Source organism: Enterobacter sp. SES19 (assembly GCF_011765665.1).
Taxonomy (GTDB): Bacteria; Pseudomonadota; Gammaproteobacteria; order Enterobacterales; family Enterobacteriaceae; genus Enterobacter; species Enterobacter pseudoroggenkampii.
In genome coordinates this window covers 2,299,286-2,323,446 of record NZ_CP050320.1, presented here as the reverse complement: position 1 = coordinate 2,323,446, position 24,161 = coordinate 2,299,286, and the positions used below count along the sequence as shown (strand labels likewise).

Annotated in this window: 5 protein-coding genes; 1 reads left to right on the top strand and 4 read right to left on the bottom strand. The window is 60.4% G+C overall.

The features are described 5' to 3' along the window. Position 1: 1 nt before the first annotated feature. Positions 2-1,465 carry an EAL domain-containing protein gene (locus GXP72_RS11000; protein WP_208763878.1) on the bottom strand — a complete coding sequence of 488 codons (1,464 nt, stop codon included), beginning with the start codon at positions 1,463-1,465 and terminating at the stop codon, positions 2-4. Positions 1,466-1,742: 277 nt separating this feature from the next. Here GXP72_RS11000 and GXP72_RS10995 point away from each other — a divergent pair, with 277 nt between their 5' ends. Continuing rightward, positions 1,743-2,627: a hypothetical protein gene (locus GXP72_RS10995; protein ID WP_024908390.1), complete on the top strand. Its 885-nt coding sequence runs from the start codon at positions 1,743-1,745 to the stop codon at positions 2,625-2,627. Positions 2,628-2,662: 35 nt separating this feature from the next. On the opposite strand, the gene GXP72_RS10990 is transcribed toward GXP72_RS10995, so the two are convergent. The 3 genes from GXP72_RS10990 to GXP72_RS10980 all read right to left on the bottom strand — a co-directional run bounded on the left by GXP72_RS10990 (position 2,663) and on the right by GXP72_RS10980 (position 24,093). Continuing rightward, positions 2,663-3,838, bottom strand: coding sequence for an HlyD family type I secretion periplasmic adaptor subunit (locus GXP72_RS10990; RefSeq protein ID WP_208763877.1), 1,176 nt, complete (start codon positions 3,836-3,838; stop codon positions 2,663-2,665). Then, positions 3,835-6,015 carry a type I secretion system permease/ATPase gene (locus GXP72_RS10985; protein ID WP_208763876.1) on the bottom strand — a complete coding sequence of 727 codons (2,181 nt, stop codon included), beginning with the start codon at positions 6,013-6,015 and terminating at the stop codon, positions 3,835-3,837. The genes GXP72_RS10990 and GXP72_RS10985 overlap by 4 nt, the downstream gene beginning before the upstream one ends. 72 nt (positions 6,016-6,087) lie before the next feature. Beyond that, positions 6,088-24,093, bottom strand: coding sequence for an Ig-like domain-containing protein (locus GXP72_RS10980; protein ID WP_208763875.1), 18,006 nt, complete (start codon positions 24,091-24,093; stop codon positions 6,088-6,090). Positions 24,094-24,161: the final 68 nt, after the last annotated feature.

Genomic DNA, 24,161 nt, shown 5'->3' with positions numbered 1-24,161 from the left:
GTTAACTGAACAACCTGACCATGCGGTCTAACTCTTCCTCTTTCACAGCACGCGATAAATAATAACCCTGAAAGTTTTTGACGCCCAGCGCGACTAATTTTTCGAATTTCTCTTCACTATCAACCCCCTCTGCAATGCAGTCTGCCCCGGTCATGTCGCTATAAATCTGTATCGCTTTAATCAAGTTATAGTCATTGTCGTTTGCCACAAAATGCTCGACGATGTCCCGATCCAGTTTGAGTCCGTCAAAATGGACCTGGCGCACCGGGAACATGGTTTGGTGGTTAGAGAAACAGTCATCCAGAAACAATCGACACCCCGTATTGCGTAAATGCCGCATGGTTTCAGGGATCCTTTTGTCCTTCGTCACGTCAATATCTTCTGCAAATTCAAAGACCAGCTTTTCGGCCCACTGCGGTTTGAGCAGCATGCCGATGGCTTTTCTCGCCATATCTGGCAAGGCATTGCCGGAAGCCAGACGAGGCGGGATATTCACTGAAAAATAGTATTTCCCGTTATACTTATTAATTCCTGATACGGCGGCATGGATGACTAGCGCCGTTATTTTTAGCCATATTTCATAACTGGAAATATCCGTAAGAAAACTGGTTGGTTTGACAATCTTACCATTCTTATTCCAGCGAATGAGTATCTCAAACCCTACACCTTTTTTATCACGATCGGTAATGATCTGATAGGCAGGAAATATCTCTTTGTTATGCAACGCATTGAAGATTTCTGCTTCCTTATCCGTAAATTCCGTTTTTTTACTTCGCCGTTTAATACTTCCCTCCGCTTTTAAATTGTGCGGATCGTGTAGCCATTGCTTAATTAACCTTAATTTCAGCACACCTTCCTTGCGGTGGGTGTAAACCGTTTTATTAGAGAGCCCCATTCTATCGCACATTTCTTTTACGGACATGCCGCGGTAGAAATTTAACAATACATCAATCTCTCTTTTTGTAAGCCATTTAATATTTTCATGCGGAGAAATATCCGTACTGCGTTCGCGTAATAAACGTGAGCGGTCCTTAAACCCGTTATGGTGGGTGTGAAAACAGGTTATTACATCTGAAACATGGGCTATACGAATTAATGACAATTGATAGCGGTTATTTAAAAGACTGCTAAGGGTGCGATACAACCAGCCATCCGGTATGTCACCATACAGGGTGACGCGTCGAATAACGGGGAGTGCATTGAGAACGGATGCCAGTCGCTTCAGGCTCTCCAGAAGATCGACAATACCTTTGCCGAGAAAAGCTACAATATGAGTATTCTGATTTATAAGGATATTTTGCAGTTCCTGTTGAGAGACCTCATCCCCCTCAAAGTGAATATGCGTGGCCTGTACTCCGTACCTGCTAAGGATCTCGCGATATCCCTGGAATGTGAACGCGCAGGCTGAAACGACAAATTTATGTTCATCGCACGCCCCATTTCTGAGAGAAACTTTGTGGATCATAACCTGCTCCTGGGCACCAAAAGCGCCGTTTCCATTTGTGAATAAATTAAATTTATTGCACACGTTGAGAACAGTAATTTTATCCTGGAGCCTCAGGGTAAGATACAGTTATCAGCCTGATTCACTGGAACATCTTTGCGTTAATCACCAGTTCGCAAATATACTTTTCTTTGCAAATAACAACGGCAAACATCTCATTCTCAGGGTATAATGAGAATTCCGAAAAAGAAGACTGAACACTTCATCTATCGGCTCATTAAAATACGAGAAAAATGCTATGGATAATCACATCTCATCCAGGGCCTTGCTACATCGAAGGGATGTTATAAAGAACAATCCGCGATTCGGTGAGGCAATATTAGAGCACTACACAATTAATGACACCATCTATAAAAAACAACCTCTTTTCTACAAGACAATGCTGCAGGAATCACGATTTAACATTATCCTCTCTATGTGTTGTTTTATTTTTGGAAATCAGGCGGAGTCAGTTTCAGAGATTAAAGATTTATGTTCTCGCTATAAGATAGCCAGCCCCAACAGCGTTATTGCGATCATTACGATACTGAGAACCACCGGGCGTATCAAGACCTGGCGCTGCACGGAAGACCGACGCAAAACGAGAATAGCGCCAACTGAAAAAGGCCTGAATGAACTTAAGCGTTATATGTCCGGCGCTTTTTTGCCCGTCAGCATTCTTTACCCGACATTCAATATTAACGTGAACCTGCTGGACAATGATATTTTGAGAAATAACTTCTTCCGCCGCGCGGCAGAGTATCTTTTTCGGGGATTAACGTTCAGGAAGGTGTTGCCTGAAGTGGGATTATTTATCGATAAAGATGGCGGACGTATGATTATGCTTTATCTTTACCTGCAGGCTATGAAAAATAAATCTGCCCATGGTGCCGTCATCGACTATTCAGCCAGCACGCTCGCAAAAGAATTTTTCGTTTCGCGTATCCACGTCAACCGGATTATCAAATCGGCTCAGGAGGCAGGCTACCTGAAAGATCGGGGTGATGGTCGGCTATCGATATACCCGGCGTTTATCGAACTCGTCGAAAATTATGCCGGGTTATATTTTGCCTATGTTACGCATTACATCAACGTAGTACCCAAAGAGCGACGCCACGCTAACAACGCGACGTCAACCGTATAATTCTCCAGGCGTTCGGTCTCCCGAACGCCCTTCACCTATCGTTCCCGCAGCGCCTCTTTTGCCTTGTTCAGCGGTTTCAACAGATAATCCAGAATGGTTTTGCTGCCGGTTTTAATATCAACGGTAGCAATCATGCCCGGAAAGACCGGAAATTCCTGCCCTTGCTTATTGGTCAGATGGTTACTGTCGGTACGAATATAGACGCGATAGTAGTAGACATCTCTTTTCACCTCATCCTGCAGGGTGTCCGGGGAAATCATGGTCACTTCCCCTTCCAGCCCACCGTAAATGGAGTAGTCATAGGCCGTCACTTTCACCAGCGCCTTCTGACCGGGATGGATAAACGCCACATCGCGCGGCGATATTTTCGCTTCGACCACCATCTGATCGTCAAGCGGGACCAGGCTCATCAGCTTGCCGTTCGGCGGGATAACGCCTCCCACGGTCGTGACGTCAATGTCCTTCACGATCCCACGAACCGGCGCATTGAAGGTCAGCCGGGTCAGGGAGTCCTCACGCCCTTTCATCACCGAACGCTGGGCTTCAATCTCCGCGTTGGCTTTCGCCAGCTCTTCACGGGCGCGAACGTAATACTGGTTTTTCATCTCGGTGATTTTATTCTCAAGCTCATTCTTTTGACGCTCAAGACGCAACACCTCAACCTTGCTGGCCGCCCCCTGGGTCACCAGCGGCCGGGTTAACGACAGCTCGCGCTGCACCAGCTCGGCACCCTGACGCAACCCGGCCAGCCCTTTTTCGAGGCTTTCACGACGGGACTGGTAGAGTGCCGTTTCCTGCTTGACCAGTTCAACGTCGTCATCCAGCTCACCCGGAAACGCCAGTTCCGTGTCGTTCACCTCGGCCTTCAGGCGCGCAGCCGTGGCCAGCGCTGCATTAAGACGCGACTCACTCTCCAGCACGCTCGACTCGGTTTTTGTCCGGTCTAGCTGCGCAAGCTGCTGGCCGCGTTCCACAATGTCGCCTTCGCGCACCATCAGGCTGTGGATAATGCCGCCTTCCAGGGACTGGATGACCTGCTCATGCGAAGACGGTATCACCTTGCCGCTGCCGGTCGTCACCTCATCAAGATGGAACAGGCTCGCCCAGGCGATAAACGCCGCCAGCAGGGCGAACAGGGACCATGCCACCAGGGTAGAGCGCGGCAGGCGTGGCTCCTTCAGTCGGCTATTGAAACGGGAGAAATCATTCATGCCGCGCCCTCCTCGGCAACCGCCGCCGGCTTCATGGTCACGGTGCGCTGCGCTGTCTTTTGCGGCGCCATTCCGTGCTGGTGCAGGATGGCGTCGCGCGGGCCGTCCATCACCACCTTGCCGTTTTCCAGCACGATGATGCGGTCGACCAGGTCCAGGATCGGCAGGCGATGCGTCGCCACCACCAGCGTCCGGCGTTTACCCAGCCATGTGTGAAGATGCTGAATAAACTGCTTCTCGCTCATTTCGTCCAGCCAGGCCGTTGGCTCGTCCAGCAGCAGGATAGTCGGCGAGGTGATCAGGGCACGCGCCAGCAGCAGCGCCTGACGCTGTCCGCCGGAGAGGCCAGCCCCGCCCTCGTTGATGATATAATTCAGCCCCATTTTCTGTTTGCGCACAAACTCCAGCGCGCCGCTGTTAACCAGCGCCTGATGAATTTCGTCATCGGTCGCCAGCGGGTTCCCCATCAGGATGTTGTCCCGCACGGAGCCAAAGAACAGACGGGCCTGCTGGCTCAGCAGCTGCATGTCGCGACGCACGTCGGCCGGGTCGAGGTGATTGAGGGCAATATCATCCAGCAGAATGCTGCCCTGCTGCGGCTCCTGCATGCCCGCCAGAAGCTGTAACAGCGTGCTTTTACCGGAGCCATTACGTCCGAGCACCGCCACGCGCTCTCCGGCGCGGATCTGCAGCTTGCTGATGTTAAGTACGGTAAGTTTCTCTTCCTCGTCGTAATAAAACCCGACGTCCTCAAGCGCGTAGTCGCCGCGCAGGTGGGCCTTGTGCACCTTTTTGCCGTGCTGCGGATCGTCAATCGGCCGCTGCATCAGATCGTCCAGCCCCTTGCGGGCCACTTTTGCCGACTGCCAGCGCGAGAGCACGCCTGAGATCTGCGACAGCGGCGCAATGGTCCGTGACGCCAGAATCGAGGTACCCACCAGCGCACCGGTGGTCATGTCACCGCTGATGACCAGGTAACAGCCCACCAGCAGTACCACCGCATAGACGATAGACTGCACCTCCTGGGTCCAGGTGAGCAGCAGGCCCGTCAGCCAGCGCTGCTTCATGCCGACGCTGGCGGCGACGTCGTTGGTGTTATTCCACTGGTTCTGGAAACGCTGCTCGGCGCGCATCAGCTTGATGTCTTCAATGCCCTGCACCGCTTCCACCAGCGTGGCGTTACGGATGGCGGATTCACGCATCCCTTCGCTGGAGAGTTTCCCCAGCGGGCGCTGCACCAGCAGGCCCGGAATAAGCAGCAGCGGAACCGCGAGCAGAACCACCAGCACCAGCGGGCCGCCAATCATCCACAGAATAAAGACGAACAGCAGGAAGAACGGCAGATCGGAGATAGCCGCAATCGTGGTGGAGGTGATGAGCTCCCGCACCGACTCCAGCTCGCGGATCTGGGCGATAAACGATCCGGTTGATTTTGATCGCGCGCCGTTTTTAATCCGCAGCGCGTGGGCAAACACGCGTTCAGAGATACGCAGATCGGCGCGTTTGCCCACCACGTCAGAAATATGCACGCGCAGCATGCGCATGATGAATTCGAACACGATGGCAATCATCACGCCGCCAAACAGCACCCACAGCGTGGCTTCCGACTGCGACGGGACCACTCTGTCGTATACCTGCATGGAGAAGACCATGCCGGAAAGCGCCAGCACGTTGGCGACCAGCGCCACCAGCATAATGTCGCTGTAGCGTCGCCAGTCCTTCAGCGCCAGCTGCCAGAACCAGTTTTTCTCATACGGTTTGATGTAGTCGTCCACGCGGGCATCCGGCGTGGATTCGAGCGGGCGCAACACCATCAGCCCCTTTAGCCGCGCCCCGAGCTCGTCACGCGTCAGCGTCGTCTCCAGCCCCGCGTCGCCGCTGAACTGCAGGCTGACGTTGCCTTCGCTGTCCATGCGATTAATGACCGCGATTTGTCCGCCGGTGAATTCCGCCAGCAGCGGCAGGCGCCACGGATCGAGGGATACCGCTTCAGCCACCACCATACGCATCCCCAGCCCAAGCTGGCGCGCCATCTCCTCCAGCACCAGCTGGCGCGGAGACTGGCTTTCATGGTTAATCGTGACCCGAACATGCTCCGCTGAGAAATCCAGTCGGTAGTGTTTCGCGATGATGAGCATGCCCTGCAGCCAGGGTTCGTACTGTGGATGTGTCTTCATAATCTCCGGGTTAACGCAATTCGTGTAAAGAAAAGCCAAAAGGCCGCGGGGATCGCTCCCCGCGGCGCTGGTTTACGCAATTAACAGCTGATGGTTCGCCAGCAGCGTCGCCAGATCCGTCTGCACGCCGTTCAGGGTCACCAGAGTGGTTGGCGAGAACTGACCGCCTGTACCGTCCAGGTCAACCTGGATCTCGGTATTGCTGCCGTTCTGCACCACGCGGATGTAATCGCTGATATTGCCCGCGCTGCTGTCCAGCGTGGCCACGCCGTTCACGTAGCTCGCCGAACCCGTGCCGGTATAGCCGCTGCCGGAGAGCAGATCGCGCAGGTCAATACGATCCGTGTCCGCGGTCCCTTCCCAGGTGCCGACCGTAAAGCCGTTCACCACGTCGTGACCGTTACCGCCCGTGGCATCCGAGGCGTTGATCAGCTTGTAGAGCAACGTATCGTGACCGCCGCTGCCGATGTTGAAGGTGTCGTTCCCGCCCCGGCCTTCGAACTGGTTATCACCGCTGTTGCCGGTAATGACGTCGTCGAAGTTCGAGCCGTTGATCCCCTCAATGTTCAGCAGTCGTGACGTACCGAATCCGGTGTTCTGCGCGGTAGAGAGGCGCAAATCCACGGTTACGCCGGAGGTCGCATTGCGGTAATCCACCACGTCCATCCCACCGGTGTTGCTCCAGGTGTCATGGTCGGAATGGGTAGTCCAGCCGCCGGAACCGTTGTAGGTATAGGTGCCATCCTCTGCGATAAAGGTGTCGTTATACCCGGTTCCGGTAATGGTTCCGCTGTGGCCGCCGGTGGCCGCTTCGGCCGTCAGGACGTAGCCCTCTTTGCCGTTGCCCGCCTCCAGGCCGCTCCAGGTGACGTTATCCGACACGCCGTTGGTGATCTTCAGGATCTCGGCCGAGTAGGTTTCATTCGGATCCAGCCCGTAGAAGCTCACCAGCGCAGAGGTATCGTTCGAACCGATACCGGACTGGGCGTTGATGATCTGCGAGGCCACCAGTACGCCCGCGGCGTTGTACAGATTGACCGTATTGCCGTAGTAGGCGTTGATGCCCTCGCTGTCGACAATGTGCAGGTGCATCGCGGTGCCGTCAGCAATAGTTTTGCTGTTTTGTACCAGCACCACCTTGCCGTTCTGCTGAGAGACCAGCAGATCCTGCGCGCCGTCCCAGTTGTAGTCCACTGCCGCCACGCCGGTGACGTTCGCTAGTCCGGAAGCCAGCTGGCTTGCAGTCCAGGTCGAGCCGTAACCGTTGTTGGTGAACAGCGTCGCCGTCTGCGAGCCGCCATAGCTGCTGAGCTTGACGATGTCCATCTGCCCGTCACCGTTCCAGTCCACCGCCACCGACAAATACCCCGCCGTGGCGTTAGAGGCCTCGACCGCGCTCTTGGTAGTTGAGAGCTTCCCGGTACCGTCGTTGTAGTAGATCACCCCGCCGTTGTTGTTGTAGCTGCTGCCCAGGTACAGATCCATGTAGCCATCGCCGTTGAAGTCCGCCCACGTCATGGACGCCGCCGTGGTGGTATTCGAGGCGTTGGCCACAAACACGTTCGTCAGGTTCTGACCGATAGAGAGCGTGCCGTTGCCGTTGTTGTTGATCACGGTTAACGAGTACGCGCCGCTGCGGTTGGTGTGCTGAACCACATCCACGGTGCCGTCATTGTTAATATCGACGCCGGAGATTTCACGCATGGTGGTGAACTGTCCCCAGAACCCCGCGCCGCCGTAAGTGCCGTCAGGCGAGAGTACCCCGTTGTTGTTGATCAGATAGGTAATGGAGTCCGCGCCGGAGTCGCCGTACGCCAGATCCAGATAACCATCCCCGGTTTTGTCGTACGCAATCACGCCGCCGTACCAGATGGTGGTCCCCATCGCCAGCTGGCTGGCGTTATAGGTGCTGCCATCGTAGGTCCACATCACCTGCGTGGATCCTGAGTAGGTGGTCTCCGTGGCGAAAATATCCTGCGTGCCGTTGCGGTCAAAGTCGGCGGCGGTCTGACTCACCACGTAATAGCCGCGGGTGTTGGTCAGGGTATTCCCGGCGTAGGTCGAGCTATCGCTGCTGGAGTATGACTGGCCGTTAGCAATGATGTTCCACAGACCGCTGCTGTTCATGCCGAGGGTCATGGTGGAGTTGTTGCTGTTCCCCGCCGTGGTCGCCCAGTCGGTATTCACCGAAGTGGTGTCAATCACCAGGCTGCCGGTTGCCGTACCGGTGGTATTGCCGTTACCCGCGCTGCTCTTCACCTGCGCCGTCACGCTGTAGCTCGCCACGCTCAGCGCATCGCCGTCCGGGATCTGCAGATACCAGGTGTTGTGATCCGGATCGACCACCACCGCGCCGCCGGTCTGGGAGGTGTAGGTTTTGCCGTTCACCGTCACCACCAGGTATTCACCGTTCACCAGGTCAGCGGAGACGGTGCCGGTGACGATCGGCGTGGTGTCCGACGTGGTCTGCGCGGTTATCGCCGCCGTGGTGGTCGGGATGCTGGTATCAACGTTAAGCACAAAGCCGTCAGACTCGGTGTAGTTACCGGCCCTGTCGGTGACGCGCACAATGTAGGTGTGGTTGCCGTCGCTCAGGCCGTTGTCCTGGAAGGACCAGCTTGCGCTGCCGTTCATGGTCACCTGGCCGAGCAGGACCCCGTCACGATAGAGCTGTACAATTTCACCGTCGTCCGGAGCGCGGTTAAGCGTCCCGTTGATCAGCGGCGAGTTATCGTCCGTTGCCACCGCGCTGCCAAAGGTGCCCTGACGCTCGCCTTCACCGTCGGTATAGCTCACGACCGTACCCACCGTGGTCGGCGGCGTGGTGTCTACCGTGACGACCTGAGAGGCCGTGGAGCCGACGTTGCCCGCCTGGTCGATAATCCGCACCTGGTAGGTGTAGTCTCCGTCAGGCAGATCGCGGGTATCGGTGTAGCTCCAGCGCTGGTTTGTGACCGTGGTATCGAGCCAGGTGTTCCCGCCGTCCAGGCTTATCTGTACGCGCTCGTCGCTTGCCAGCGCGCTGCCCAGCGAACCGTTGATGGTCAGCGTGGTGTCCATGGTGATGAAATCACTCCCGGACTGGCCGGTGTCTTCGCTGATGCTGTCGATGGTGACGCCGTACTGCGGCGCCTGCGTATCCACCGTCACCGCCTGCGAGGTGGTTGCCCCAACGTTACCCGCCAGATCAACGACCCGCACCTGGTAGTTATGGCTGCCGTCGGTCAGGGTACGCGTGTCACTGTAGCTCCACTTCGTCCCGCTTACGGTGGCGTATACCCAGGTCGTGCCGCCGTCCATGCTCACCTGCACGAATTCACCCGCGCCGAGTTCTGCGCCGAGCGTTCCGTGCAGCGTGTACGAGGTCGAACTGGTCAGGAAGTCGTTATTGTCGAAGCCGGTATCGACGGTGATGTTATCCACGGTCACCGTAATCGCCGCATCCGGGGCGACCGTATCGACGGTCACCTGCTGATGGGCGCTGGCCCCCACGTTACCGGCGGCGTCCACCACGCGGACGTAGTAGTCATAGGTCTGGTTACCCAGCGTGCGGCTATCGACGTAGTACCAGCTGTTGCCGGTGACGATCACGTTCTGCCAGGTGACGCCGCCGTCGATGCTGATCTGGGCGTATTCGCCGTCGGCCAGCGTCGCGCCGAGCGAGCCGTGCAACGTCAGGGACGTGTCGCGAGTGATAAAGTCGCTGCTGCTCAGGCCGGTATCGTCACTGATGCTGTCGATGGCGATGGTTTTGCTGGCGTCCGGCGCAACCGTATCAATGGTCACCACCTGGCTGGCGGTGGCGCTGATATTGCCCGCGTCGTCAATCACGCGCAGCTGGTAGTTGTAATCCCCGTCGGCCAGCGTGCGGCCATCAACATACGTCCAGCTCAGGCCGCTGACGCTGACGTCGGTCCAGGTGACGCCCCCGTCAAGGCTGATCTGCGCGTGGTCGCCGCTGCCCAGCGCCGCGCCGAGCGTCCCTTTCAGGCTGATCTGGTTGTCGCTGGTGATAAAGTCGCTGCCGGACAGGCCGGTATCCTGCGTAATGGAATCCACGGTAATGGTGGTTGCCGCAGGCTTCGTCAGGTCAATCATCACGTCCTGGCTGTCCGTGGCCCCCACGTTGCCCGCGTTATCGATCACGCGCACCTGGTACTGATACGTACCGTCCGTCAGGGTGCGGCCATCGGCGTAGCGCCAGGTGGTGCCGGTCACGGTCAGGTCGATCCAGGTGACGCCGCCGTCGAGGCTGATCTGCGCCTTCTCGTTATTGCCGAGCTGCGCGGTCAGCGAGCCGTTGACGACGACCTGACTGTCGTTGGTGATGAAATCCGTTGCGCTCAGGCCGGTGTCGTTTTGCAGCGAATCAATAGCGATCCCCATCGACGGCGCGGTGAGATCCACCGTGACGGTATGGTTATCGCTGGCGCTGTTGCCGATGGTATTGCTGACCTGCGCGTTAATCACGTACGAGCCGCCGTCTGCCAGCGCGGTCACGTCAGCGCTTCCCACCGTGTAGCTCCAGGTACCGTCATTCTGCACGGTCGCCGTATAGGTTTTACCGTTCAGCGTGATGGTCACCGTCTGGCCTACAGGCGCGTCGGTGGTGCCGCTGATGACCAGCGGCGTACCGTGCTCGGCGGCGTTGACGATATCGTCCTGCGCAAAGGTGTTAATGGTGATGGTTGGGACATCGCCGTTCAGCGTCACGTCGTGCGTTGCGCTACCCGGGTTGCCCGCCCTGTCGCTTACCGAAGCGGTGATGGTGTACTCCCCGTCGCTCAGGCCGAGGAAATCACGGCCCGGCACGAAGACCGACCACGATCCGTCTGCCCCGACGGTCGCCTGATAGCTGTGCCCGTTGAAGGAGACGGTCACCGTCTGGCCCTGTTCCGCCGTGGTCGTGCCGCGGATGGTCTGGCCCGCCAGCTGCTCCGCGTTGTTGACGATATCGTCATCGGCCACAGTGCTGATGGTTACGGTTGGCGCAACGGTATCCACTGTTAAGGTGTGCGTGGTCTGGCCGTTATTACCCGCTTTATCGTTGACCGAGGCAGTGACCGTCAGCGCGCCCTGGTTCAGGGCGGCCAGGTCGGCTGCCGGCACGTCGAGCGTCCAGGTGCCGTCGCTGCCGACAAGCGCAGTGTAGGTTTTGCCGCCCAGCGTCACGGTAACGGCCTGACCCGCCTCCGCGCTGGAAGATCCGTGCACGGTCAGCGGTAGCTGGGCTTCCGCGGCGTTCAGCATGTCGTCAACCGACAGCGTCCCAATGCTCACCACTGGCGCAGTGGTATCCACGCTGATGCCGTGCGTTGCCGACGCGCTGTTGCCCGCGCTGTCCTGTGCCGATACGGACACCTGATAGCGTGCACCATCGGCCAGGGCGCCCACGTCGGCGGCCGGTACGGTTGTCGTCCAGGTGCCGTCGTTCTGAATCGTGGCGGTATAGTTCTTGCCGTTCAGGGTCACGGTGACCTGGGTCCCGCTGGCGAACTGCGCGCTGGAGCCGTTAATCACCAGTGACGAACCGGCTTCAGCCGCGTTGATGACGTCGTCACCGCTAACGGTGTTCACCGTCAGCGCCACGGAGGCGGTGTTGACCACCACGTCATGGGTCTGGGTGCTGCTGTTACCCGCGCTGTCGGTAATGGTCGCGCTGAGGGTCACGGTGCCGTCGGTCAGGGCGGAAATCACGCTGGCCGGAACGCCCACGCTCCAGTTGCCGCTGGCGTCAACGGTGGTGGTGTACTGGTGCGAACCGAGGGTGATAACCACTTTATCACCGACGTTCGCGCCGGTTGCCGACCCGCTGACGATCTGCGCCTGGCCGTGCTCCACGCTGTTAATCACGTCATCGCCCGCCACCACGTTAAAGCTGACGGTCGGCGGCGTGGTATCAAGCGTAATCGTCTTACCCGCGCTGCCCGGATTACCCGCCGCGTCGCTCACGCTGACCTGCACGGTGTAGCCGTTATCCGCCAGTGCGGACAGGTCGGTGCCCGGCACGTTCACGCTCCAGACGCCGCCCTGCTGCACCTGGGCGGTATAGCTCTTACCGCCCAGCGTCACGGTGACCGTCTGCCCGACTTCCGCCGTGGTGGTGCCGGAAATGGCCACGCCCGCAGACGCTTCGCTGGCGTTAATCACGTTATCGCCAGCGACCGTATCAATGCTCACGGTTGGCGCAGTCGCGTCCACGCTGTACTCGCGGCCCGCCGAGGCGCTGTTGCCGTGCGCGTTGGTGACGCTCACTTGCACGCTGGCGTCACCGTCTTTCAGGCCCGCGAGATCCGCGGACGGCACGGTGGCCGTCCAGTTACCGTCAGCATCCACCTTCGCGGTATACGTCTTGCCGCCGAAGGTAATGGTAACGGTCTGGTTTTCCTCCACGTTCGAGGTGCTGCCGGAGAGCACCAGATCCGCGCCTTTCTCCGCCGTGTTAATCACGTCGTCGGTGGCAATCGCATCGATGCTGACGGCAACGACAGACAAATCGACCGTTACGTCATGGCTGATGGTCACCGGGTTGCCCGCCGCGCTCTGGCCCGCAACGGTGACGGTGACCGTACCTGCTGCGAAGGCCCCGACGTCTGCCGCCGGGATCGCCGCGCTCCAGGAACCGTCTGCCAGCACGGAGGCCGCATAGGTTTTGCCATTGACGGTCACGGTGAGCGTTGTACCTGCCGCCAGCCCGTCGCTGGAGCCGGAGACGATCAGGTTTTGAGTATGTTCGATGCTGTTGATCACATCGTCGCCCGCCACGGTATCGACGCGCAGGCCCGGCAGGCTGGCGTCTATAACGATTTCGCGCTCGCCCGCTCCCGTGTTGCCGTGGCCGTTGGTGACGGTTGCCGATACGGTCAAATCCCCATTGCCCAGCGCCGTCAGGACAGACTCCGGCACGCTCACGGACCAGGTCAGATCGCTCTGTACCGTTGCGGTGTAGGTATTGCCGCCAATGGTCACGGTGACGGTATTGCCCGCTTCCGCGTTCGTTACCTTGCCGCTGAGGGTCTGGCCCGCGGCCACTTCCGCCGCGTTAATGACGTTATCGCCCGCCACGGTGTTGATGGTGACGCCCGGCAGCGCGGTGTCCACCAGCAGGTTCGCGGTGTTGCTGACGCTGTTGCCCACGCCGTTAGTCGCGGTCGCGCTCAGGGTGTAGTTGGCTTCGCCCAGGCTCGCCAGATCCGCCCCCGGGACCGTCAGGCTCCAGCTTCCGTCTGCCGCGGTCGTCGCCGTGTAGTTTTTGCCGTTCAGGGTCACGGTCACCACGGTGCCTTCCGCCAGGTTGGCGCTGGTGCCGCTGACGCTCAGATCCTGACCTTTTTCCACCGCGTTCAGCACGTTATCGTCGCTGATGGCGTTGAAGTTGACCGATGGCAGACCGGTATCGACGGTCACGTTATGGCTGCCGGTGCCGGTGTTGCCCGCCGCGTCGGTGACGGACGCAGTCACGGTCACGGTGCCGTCGCTGAGGTCGGAAATCACGCTCGCCGGGACGCCCACGCTCCAGTTCCCCGCCGCGTCCAGCACGGTGGTGTACGACTGGCCGCCGATGGTGACGGTGACCTTATCACCCGCGGCTGCGCCGGTGGCGGTGCCGCTGATGATGTGCGCCTGGCTGTGTTCTGCGAGGTTAATGACATCGTCGCCCGCCACGGTATTGATGGTCACCGCAGGAACGGTCGCATCTACCGTCAGGTTGTGATCAACCGATGCCGGGTTGCCCGCCTTGTCGCTTACCGATGCGGTCACGGTCACACTGCCGTCCGTCAGGGCCGCAACATCGGCCGCCGGGACGTTCAGCGTCCAGCTGCCGTCCGCGCTGACGGTGGTGGTGTAGTCTTTGCCGTTCAGCGATACGGTCACCGTCTGGCCCGCTTCGGCAGAGCTGCTGCCGGACACGGTCAGTTCGCTCTTCGCTTCGGCGGCATTGAGAATGTCGTCCGTCGCCAGGGTGTTGATGGTCACGCTCGGCGCGGTCGCATCTACGCTGTACTCGCGGCCCGCCGAGGCGCTGTTGCCGTTCACGTTGGTGACGCTCACCTGCACGCTGGCGTCGCCGTCCTTCAGGCCAGCCAGATCCGCAGACGGTACGGTCCAGGTCCAGTTGCCGCTGTCGTCCACTGTCGCACTATATATTTTGCCGTTCAGGCTGATGGTCACGGTCTGCCCGGCTTCCACGTTGATGGTCGCACCGGACAGCACCAGATCCGCGCCCTTCTCCGCCGCGTTAATCACGTCGTCGATGGCAATGGAGTTGATGCTGATGGCAACGGTCGCCAGATCTACCGTCACATCGTGGCTGATGGTAATCGGATTGCCCGCAGCGCTGTCGCCGGTGACGCTGATTTTGACGCTGCCTTCCGGCCACGCGCTCACGTCGGTAGACGGCACAGCCGCGCTCCAGCTGCCGTCCGCCAGCACCGTGGCCGCATAGTCTTTGCCGTTGATGGTGACGGTCAGCGCCGTGCCTGGCGCCAGCCCGTCGCTGGAGCCGGTAACAATGAGGTTCTGCGCATGCTCAATGCTGTTGACCACGTTGTCGCCCGCGACGGTATCGACGCGCAGGCCCGGCAGGTTAGCGTCGATCGCGATCTCGCGCTCGCCGGTGCCGGTGTTGCCGTGGCCGTTGGTAACGGTCGCCGTCACGCTCAGGCTGCCGTTGCCCAGCGCGGTCAGCACGTCAGACGGCACGTTGACGGACCAGGTCAGGTCGTTCTGCACCGTTGCGGTGTAGCTGTTGCCACCAATGGTCACGGTCACGGTATTGCCCGCTTCGGCATTCGACACGGTGCCGCTCAGGGTCTGGCCTGCGGCCACTTCCGCCGCATTAATGACGTTATCGCCCGCCACGGTGTTGATGTTGACCGTTGGCAGCGCGGTGTCCACCAGCAGGTTCGCGGTGTTGCTCACGCTGTTGCCCACGTCGTTGGTGGCGGTTGCGTTCAGGGTGTAGTTGGCCTGACCGAGACCGGCCAGATCTGCTGCCAGAACCGTCAGGCTCCAGGTGCCGTCTGCGGCGGTCGTCGCCGTGTAGTTTTTGCCGTTCAGGGTCACGGTCACCACGGTGCCTTCCGCGAGGTTGGCGCTGGTGCCGCTGACGCTCAGATCCTGACCTTTTTCCACCGCGTTCAGCACGTTGTCGCCGCTGATGGCGTTGAAGGCCACGGACGGCAGGCCGGTATCGACGGTCACGTTATGCGTGCCGGTGCCGGTGTTGCCCGCCGCGTCGGTGACCGACGCCGTGACGGTCACGGTGCCGTCGCTGAGGCCTGAAATCACGCTGGCCGGGACGCCGACGCTCCAGTTGCCCGCCGCGTCCAGCACGGTGGTGTACGTCTGGCCGCCGATGGTGACGGTGACCTTATCGCCCGCTGCTGCGCCAGTGGCGGTGCCGCTGATGATTTGCGCCTGGCCGTGTTCTGCAATGTTAATGACGTCGTCGCCCGCAACGGTATTGATAGTCACCGCAGGCGCGGTGATGTCTACCGCCAGGTTGTGATCCACGGACGCCGGGTTACCCGCTTTATCGCTGACCGATGCGGTGACGGTCACGCTGCCGTCGGTTAATCCAGCCAGATCCGCCGCTGGAACGTTCAGCGTCCAGCTGCCGTCTGCGCTGACGGTTGTGGTGTAGTCTTTACCGTTCAGCGATACGGTGACCGTCTGGCCCGCTTCGGCGGTGCTGGTGCCGGAAACGGTCAGATCGCTCTTCGCTTCGGTGGCATTCAGAATGTCGTCCGTCGCCAGCGTGTTGATGGTCACCGACGGTGCGGTCGCATCCACGCTGTACTCGCGGCCTGCCGAGGCGCTGTTGCCGTTGACGTTGGTGACGCTCACCTGCACGCTGGCGTCGCCGTCTTTCAGACCCGCCAGGTCGGCGGCTGGCACCGTGGCCGTCCATTTGCCATCGGCGCCTACGGTCGCGGTGTAGCTTTTGCCGCCGAAGGTGATGGTAACGGTCTGGTTTTCCTCAACGTTCGAGGTCGCCCCGGAGAGCACCAGATCCGCGCCCTTCTCGGCGGCATTAATCACGTCGTCGGTAGCAATCGCATCGATGCTGATGGCAACGGTCGCCAGATCCACCGTCACATCATGGCTGATGGAAACCGGGTTACCGGCGCTGCTCTGGCCCGCAACGGTCACGGTAACCGTGCCTGCACTCAGTGCGCCGACGTCCGCCGCCGGGATCGCCGCGCGCCAGGTGCCGTCCGCCAGCACGTTCGCCGGATAGGTTTTGCCGTTGACGGTCACGGTCAGCGCCGCGCCCGCCGCCAGCCCGTCGCTGGTGCCGGTAATAATCAGGTTCTGCCCGTGTTCGATACTGTTGATCACGTCGTCGCCCGCCACGGTATCCACGCGCAGGCCCGGCAGGTTAGCGTCTATCACGATTTCGCGCTCAGCGGATCCGCTGTTGCCGACGCCGTTGGTCACGCTGGCTGACACGGTCAAATCGCCGTTGCCCAGCGCGGTCAGCACGTCGGACGGCACGTTAACGGACCAGGTCAGATCGCTCTGCACCGTTGCGGTGTAGCTGTTGCCGCCAATCGTCACGGTCACGGTGTTGCCCGCTTCGGCATTCACCACCTTACCGCTGATGGTCTGGCCGGCTGCCAGCTCCGCCGCGTTAATGACGTCGTCGCCCGCAATGGTGTTGACGATCACGCCCGGCAGAACGGACTCCACGTTTACGGTGTGCGACGCGCTGGTGCTGTTGCCGACGCTGTCCGTTGCCGAGGCGGTGACGGTATAAAGCGCCTCGCCCAACTGACCGACTTCGCTCGCCGGAACGGTGGTGGTCCATTTTCCGTTATCGTCCACCTGCGCGCTGTACGCTTTGCCGTTCAGCATCACGGTCACCACCGCGCCTGCCGCCAGGCCGGAAGCCGTACCGGAGAGGGTCAGATCCTGGGTTTTCTCGGTGTTGTTGATCACATCGTCACCGGAAACGGTGTCAATGGTCAGCCCCGGCGCGGTCAGGTTCACCGCCACGCCGTGCGTGGCGCTGTTGCTGTTGCCCGCTTTATCGGTCAGCGCCGCGGTAATGGTGTAATCCCCGGCGGCCAGCGCGGTGACGTCCGCCGCAGGCACGCCCACGCTCCAGTTGCCGGAGGCGTCCAGGGTGGCGGTGTACGATTTGCCGTTGAGGGTGACCGTGACCACGTCGCCCGCCGCCGCGCCCGTCACGGAACCGGTGACAATCAGGGCCTGCGCATGCTCGGCGCTGTTGATCACGTCGTCGTCGGATACGGTGTTAATGGTCAGCTGTGGAACGGTGGTATCCACCAGCACGTCGCGATCCGCGGAGGCCGGGTTGCCCGCTTTGTCCGATACGGCGGCGCTGACGGTGTAGTTCCCGTCGGTAATACCGCTCAGATCCGCGGACGGTACGGTCACGCTCCAGCTGCCGTTGGCCTGAACGGTGGTGGTGTAGTCCACGCCGTTCAGCGTCACGGTGACGGTCTGGCCCGCTTCGGCGTTGGTCACGCCGTTAATCACCAGATCCTGCTGCGCTTCGGCCGCATTGATGATGTTGTTGTCGCTGACAATTTCAATAGACACCGTCGGCGCGGTCGCGTCCACGCTGTACTCGCGGCCTGCCGACGCGCTGTTGCCGTTCACGTTGGTGACGCTCACCTGCACGCTGGCATCGCCGTCCTTCAGGCTGCCCAAATCGGCGGACGGTACGGTCGCCGTCCAGTTGCCGCTGGCATCCACCGTCGCGGTGTACGACTTGCCGCCGAAGGTGATGGTAACGGTCTGGTTTTCTTCCACGTTGGTGGTGGAGCCGGACAGCACCAGGTCCACGCCTTTCTCCGCCGCGTTAATCACGTCGTCCGAAGCAATCGGGTCAATGCTGATGGCGACTGCCGCCAGATCGACCTTCACGTCATGGCTGATGGAAACCGGGTTGCCCGCCGCGCTCTGGCCTTCCACGGTCACGGTAACCGTGCCCGCATTCAGCGCGCTGACGTCTGCCGCCGGAATGGCCGCCGTCCAGGTGCCGTCCACCAGTACGGTTGCCGCGTAGGTTTTGCCGTTGACGGTCACCGTCAGCGCCGCGCCCGCTGCCAGGCCTTCGCTTGAGCCGGTGATAATCAGGTTCTGAGCGTGTTCGATGCTATTGATCACATCATCGCCTGCCACGGTATCGACGCGCAGGCCCGGCAGGTTTGCGTCGATGCTGATGTCGCGCTCGCCGGTGCCGGTGTTGCCGTGGCCGTTGGTGACGCTGGCTGACACTGTCAGATCGCCGTTACCGATGGCGGTTAAGACCGAGGACGGCACGTTGACCGACCAGCTCAGATCGTCCTGAACCGTCGCGGTCCAGGTATTGCCACCGACTGAAACAGTGACAGTGTCACCGCTCGCTGCGCCGCTCACTTTTCCGCTGAGGGTCTGCCCGCTAGCCACTTCCGCCGCGTTAATGACATCGTCCGTGGCGACGGGGTTGATGGTGACCTGCGGCAGCGCGCTGTCGACCAGCACGCTGTGGCCGGTGCTCGCGCTGTTCCCCGCGCTGTCGGTCACGCTCGCCGTCACGGCGTAGCTCGCTTCGCCCAGCGCAGAGACGTTTGCCGCCGGAACGGTCACGCTCCAGTTCCCGCTCGCGTCGGCGGTGGCCGTATAGCTGATGCCGTTCAGGGTCACCGTAATGGTGGTTCCGTCCGGCTGGTTGCTGGTGCCGGACACCTGCAGATCCTGGCCTTTCTCAGTCGCGTTGATCACGTCGTCAACCGCCAGGGTATTAATGGCAATGACCGGCGCGGTCAGGGAGACGTCAAACTCGTGCGTCGCGGTGGTGCTGTTACCGGCTTTGTCGGTGAGGGTCGCAGAGATCGTCTGCTCGCCGTTTGCCAGCGCGCCCACGTCCGCCGCAGGAACGCCCACGCTCCAGCTGCCGGACGCGTCCAGCATAGCGGTGTAGTCTTTGCCGTTCAGGGTCACGGTAATCACGTCGCCCGCCTGCGCGCCCGTCACCTTACCGGAGACGATCAGCGCCTGGCCGTGCTCGGCAATATTCACGATGTCGTCGCCCGCAACGATGTTGAACGAAATCTGCGGCACGGTGGTGTCGACCAGCACCGAGGAACCTGCGCTGGCCGGGTTACCTGCCTTATCGGACACGGTCGCCGTGACCGCCGCGCTGCCGTCGGTGATGCCCGCCAGATCCGCCGCCGGAACGTCGAGCGTCCAGCTGCCGTCCGCCTGCACCTGCGCGGTGTACTGATTGCCGTTGAAGGTCACGGTGACCGTCTGGCCCGCTTCGGCAGTAGACGTCCCGCTCAGGGTCAGATCCTGCGCCGCCTCTGCCGCGTTCAGCATATTGTCATTGCTGATGGTGTTGATGGTCACCGTCGGCGCGGTGGTGTCGACGCTGAATGCCTGCACCGAAGACGCCGCGTTACCGTTCACGTTGGTGACGCTGACCTGCACGCTGGCGCCACCGTCCTTCAGGGCACTCAGATCGGCAGCCGGAACGGTCCAGGTCCAGTCGCCGTTGCCATCCACCGTCGTGGTGTACGTTTTCCCTGCAATGATGATGGTGACGGTCTGGCCCGCTTCCACGTTGGCGGTGGTGCCGGACAGCACCAGGTCCTGGCCTTTTTCCGCCGCGTTGAGCACGTTGTCGTCGGTCACGCTGCTGATGGTGATGGCGACCGGCGCGAGATCGACGTCCACGACGGTGCCGATGGTCACCGGGTTACCGGAGGCATCCTGCGCGCTTGCCTTGATATCCAGCGAGCCATCCGCCCACTGGGACACGTCCGCCGCCGGTACCGCGGCCTGCCAGGTGCCGTCGGCCAGCACCGTTGCGGAATACGCTTTGCCGTTAATGGTCACGGTGACGGCGCTGCCCGCCGCCAGATCGGTGCTGGTGCCGGAGACAATCAGATTCTGGGCGTGTTCGATGACGTTAATCACGTCGTCACCTGCGACCGTATCAATACGCAGTCCCGGAAGCTGGGCGTCGATGCTGAAGTCGAGAGAAGAAGAACCGGTATTACCGTGCGCGTTGGTCACGCTGGCGGATACGGTGAGGTCGCCATTGCCGAGCGCGGTTAACTGGCTTTCGCTTAACGGCAGGCTCCAGGTGAGATCGTCCTGCACGGTAGCCGTGTAAGTCTGACCGCCGAGGATAATCGTGACAGTGTCACCTACCGCCGCGTTCGTCACCTTACCGGACAGGGTTTGCCCTGCCGCCACTTCCGCCGCGTTAACGATATTGTCGCCCGCCAGCGTGCCGATCGTCACCACCGGCAGCGAGCTGTCCACCAGCACATCGTGTGAGGTTGAGGCGCTGTTGCCTACGCTATCCGTGACGCTCGCCGTCACGGTGTAATGAGCTTCTCCCAGGATGCTTACGGCCGAGGCCGGTACGGTCACGCTCCAGTTGCCGCTGGCGTCAGTGGTGGCGGTGTAGTTGATGCCGTTCAGGTTAACGGTGACGCGCGTGCCTTCCGGCTGGTTGCTGGTGCCGGAGAGCAGCAGATCTTCGCCCTTCTCGGTCGCATTGATTACGTCGTCCGCCGCCAGCGTGCTGATACCAATAACAGGCGTCACGGTATTCACCACCACATCCAGTGAACTGCTTCCGGTGTTGCCGGATCGGTCGGTCACGGAGACGTCAATGGTCCATGTGCCGTCCGTCAGCCCCTGAACGACGGACGCCGGCAGGCCGAGGCTCCAGTTGCCCGCCGCATCCACCACGGTGGTGTAATCCACGCTGTTAATGGTAATGGTCACAAGGTCGCCCGCTGCCGCACCGGTGACGGAGCCGCTCAGGATCTGCGCCTGTGAATGGGCGAGCTGGTTAACGGTGTTAGTGTCGGTGACAAAGTCATTAATGGTCACCTGCGGTACGGTCGCATCCACCAGACCCACGCGATCGGCGCTGCTGCTGTTGCCCGCCACGTCGCTCACGGTTGCCGTCACGGTAACGATGCCGTCCGTCAGGGCGCCGACGTCAGCCGCCGGGACGCTCAGCTGCCAACTACCGTCCGTCTGGACCGTGGTCTGATACGTTTTGCCGTTCAGCGTCACGGTGACAGTCTGGCCGGGTTCCGCACTGCTGCTGCCGCTTAACAGTAAATCCTGCTGCGCTTCTGCCGCATTAATGATGTTGTCGGCGGTCAGGTTATCGAGCGTAATCGCCGGTGGCTGCGTATCCACCGTGACAACGCGCGAGGCGTCCGCGCTGTTGCCGCTGACGTTAGTGACGCTGACGCTCACCTGCGCGCGCCCGTCGGTCAGGGTTTCCATGGCGCTGGCGGGTACGGTCAGGCTCCAGGAGCCATCCTGCTGCACCTGTGCGGTAAAGGTCTGGTCAGCGAATTTCACCACCACGGTCTGCCCCGCTTCCACGCCCTGCGTCTGGCCGGAAAGGGTTAAATCACCGCCTTTTTCTGCCGCATTCAGCAGGTCGTCGCCGGAGACGGTATCAATGGTGACCGCCACGGCGTTCAGATCGAGTTCAATCGGGTGTTCAGCCGCAACGGGATTGCCCCAGGCATCTACCGCGCTGACGCTCACCGTCATGCCGCCCGCCGTCCAGGCCTGCAGGTCTGCCGCCGGAACGCCGATCTGCCAGTTGCCGCTGGCGTTAACCGCGGTGACGTACTCAACGTTGTTGATGGTGACGACAATCTGCGTGCCCGGGGCCAGATGGGTACTGGAGCCGGTGACGCTCAGATCCTGCTGCTGCTCAATGGCGTTGATCACGTCATCGCCGGAAATGGTGTTCACGCGCAGACCCGGCAGCTCCGCGTTGATATTGATATCACGCTCGCCGGTGCCGGTATTGCCGTGCCCGTTGGTCACCGACGCGGTGAAGGTTAAATCGCCGTCGCCGAACGCCTGAAGATCCGCTGACGGGATCTTCACGCTCCAGGTCAGATCGCTGCCAACCGTTGCGGTGTAGCTCTTGCCGCCTGCGGTGATGGAGACGGTATCACCCGCCGCCGCGCCGGTAACGCGACCGCTGAGGGTTTGATCGACGCCCGCTTCGGCGTTATTGACCAGGTTGTCGCCCGCAAACGTATTGATGATGACCTGCGGAAGGACGGTATCCACCAGCAGATTCGCTTCGGCAGAACCGCTGTTACCCACGCTGTCGGTGCCGCTGACGCTGACGGTGTAAAGCGTGTTCGCCAGATTCAGGACGTCGGACACCGGCACCTGGACCGCCCAGATACCGTTTTCGACGGTGGCCTGATAGCTGACGTTGTTCAGCGTCACGGTGACGGTGGTGCCGTCCGGCAGGTTGCTGGTGCCGGTCAGGCTCAGCGGCTGCATCGCCTCCTGGGCATTCAGGACGTTATCCTGGCTGATGGCGTCAATCGTAAATTCTGGCGGATGTCCACTCAGCGTAATGCCGTGCGTGGCGCTGCCGGTGTTGCCTGCCGCGTCGGTCACGGAAACTGAAAGCGTATGGTTGCCTTCACCCAGCGCGCCCAGCACGGACGCCGGAACGCCCACGCTCCAGCTGCCGTCCGCCAGCACCACGCCGGTGAAGGTCTGACCGCCAAGGGTTACGGTGACCACATCGCCCGCGGCGGCACCGCTCGCCTGGCCGGAAATGATGTGCGCCTGACCCTGCTCGCTGATATTGAGAATATCGTCGCCCGCCACGGTATGGATGGTGACGACCGGCGCGACGGTATCCACCGTGAAATCTGCCGTCACGGACGAGCCGTTGCCCGCTTTGTCGCTAACGTTCACCGTCAGGGTGTGATTGCCCTCGCTGAGCGCCTGCACGTCGCCCACCTCCAGCGTGACGGACCAGGTGCCGTCGCTGCCCACCGTGGCGTTATAATTTTTACCGTTCAGGGTGACCGTGACGATCTGACCGGCTTCCGCATTCGTTTTACCGGTTAGCGTCAGCGGCTGATTATGCTCAGCCGCATTAATGATGTTGTCCTGTGCGAGGGTATCGACAGAGAGGGTTGGCGCGGTGGTATCCACGCCAATCGTCTGGCTTCCGCTGACGGTGTTACCCGCCGCGTCTTTGCCGCTGACGTTGACCGTCCAGGTGCCATCGCCCAGCGCCTGCGCGTCGGCCGCGGGTACGTTAACGCTCCACGCGCCGTCTGCCCCGACTTCAGCCGCGTAGGTTTTGCCGTTCAGCGTCACGGTGAGTTCGGTACCCTGCGCCAGATTTTTGCTGGCGCCGGAGAGCGTAAAGCCCGCAGATTGCTCGCTGGCGTTCAGCACGTTATCGCCCGCCGTGGTGGCAAGCGTAATGGCGGCCTCGGCGGTCGAGACCGTTACGGTGATGTTGCCCGCATCGGTGGTTTTACTGCCGTCGATCTGCACGACCGACCAGGTGTGCTCCCCGTCCGTCTGGGTCGGTAATATTACCGTCCACGTGCCGTCTTTACCGACCATGGTGCTGGCAATGGTGCTGCCGCTGCTGTCTTTGATCTGAATGGTCGCGCCTGGCTGACCGGTGCCGCTAAAGGTTGGGTTGCTGTCGTCCGTGATCTCGTTTGCACTCAGCACGCCCTGCTTGTCACCCGCTTTATCCGACAGCAAGAAGGTCGGCGTGGCGCTTTCAACTTCTTTGGTATTATCAATGACTTTTGTTTTAGTCTCGCCGTCACCGCCGTTTGCCAGCAGTGCCCCGATGGCACCGCCGCCTAACGCAGCTCCCGCAATCCAGCCCCACGGCGCGTCGCTTAAAACACTTTCCTGCTCGAGGAAAGGTTGAATGCTGCTAATCGGTGTGGCCTGCGCGGTTAACTCGGTCACCGCAACGCCTGACGCTTCCCCGGCATCGGCAAAAGAAATATGTGTCAGTTCCTGACGGTCGTTGAATACCAGTTCTGACTGGTTATGCGTCTCAGGATCTTCAATAAAATAGTTATTGCAGCGAATCACGCTGCCATCTTTCATATAAATGAGGAGGTCTTTCCCCTGGCGGACATAACGCGCCACATCCTGAGCAGAACCCTGGATTTCAATCACGCTCGGCGATGAAATAGAGACCGACAGATTTCCTTCGCCGGTTAATTTCGTTTTCTCCGCCGTTTTGCGAATGATGACATCAACAACTTTTACGTTACTCATTTCTTCTCCTTGCAGGTGTGCGGATTCCTGTGGATATGTCCACCAGACGGATGTAGCTATCCCTGGGA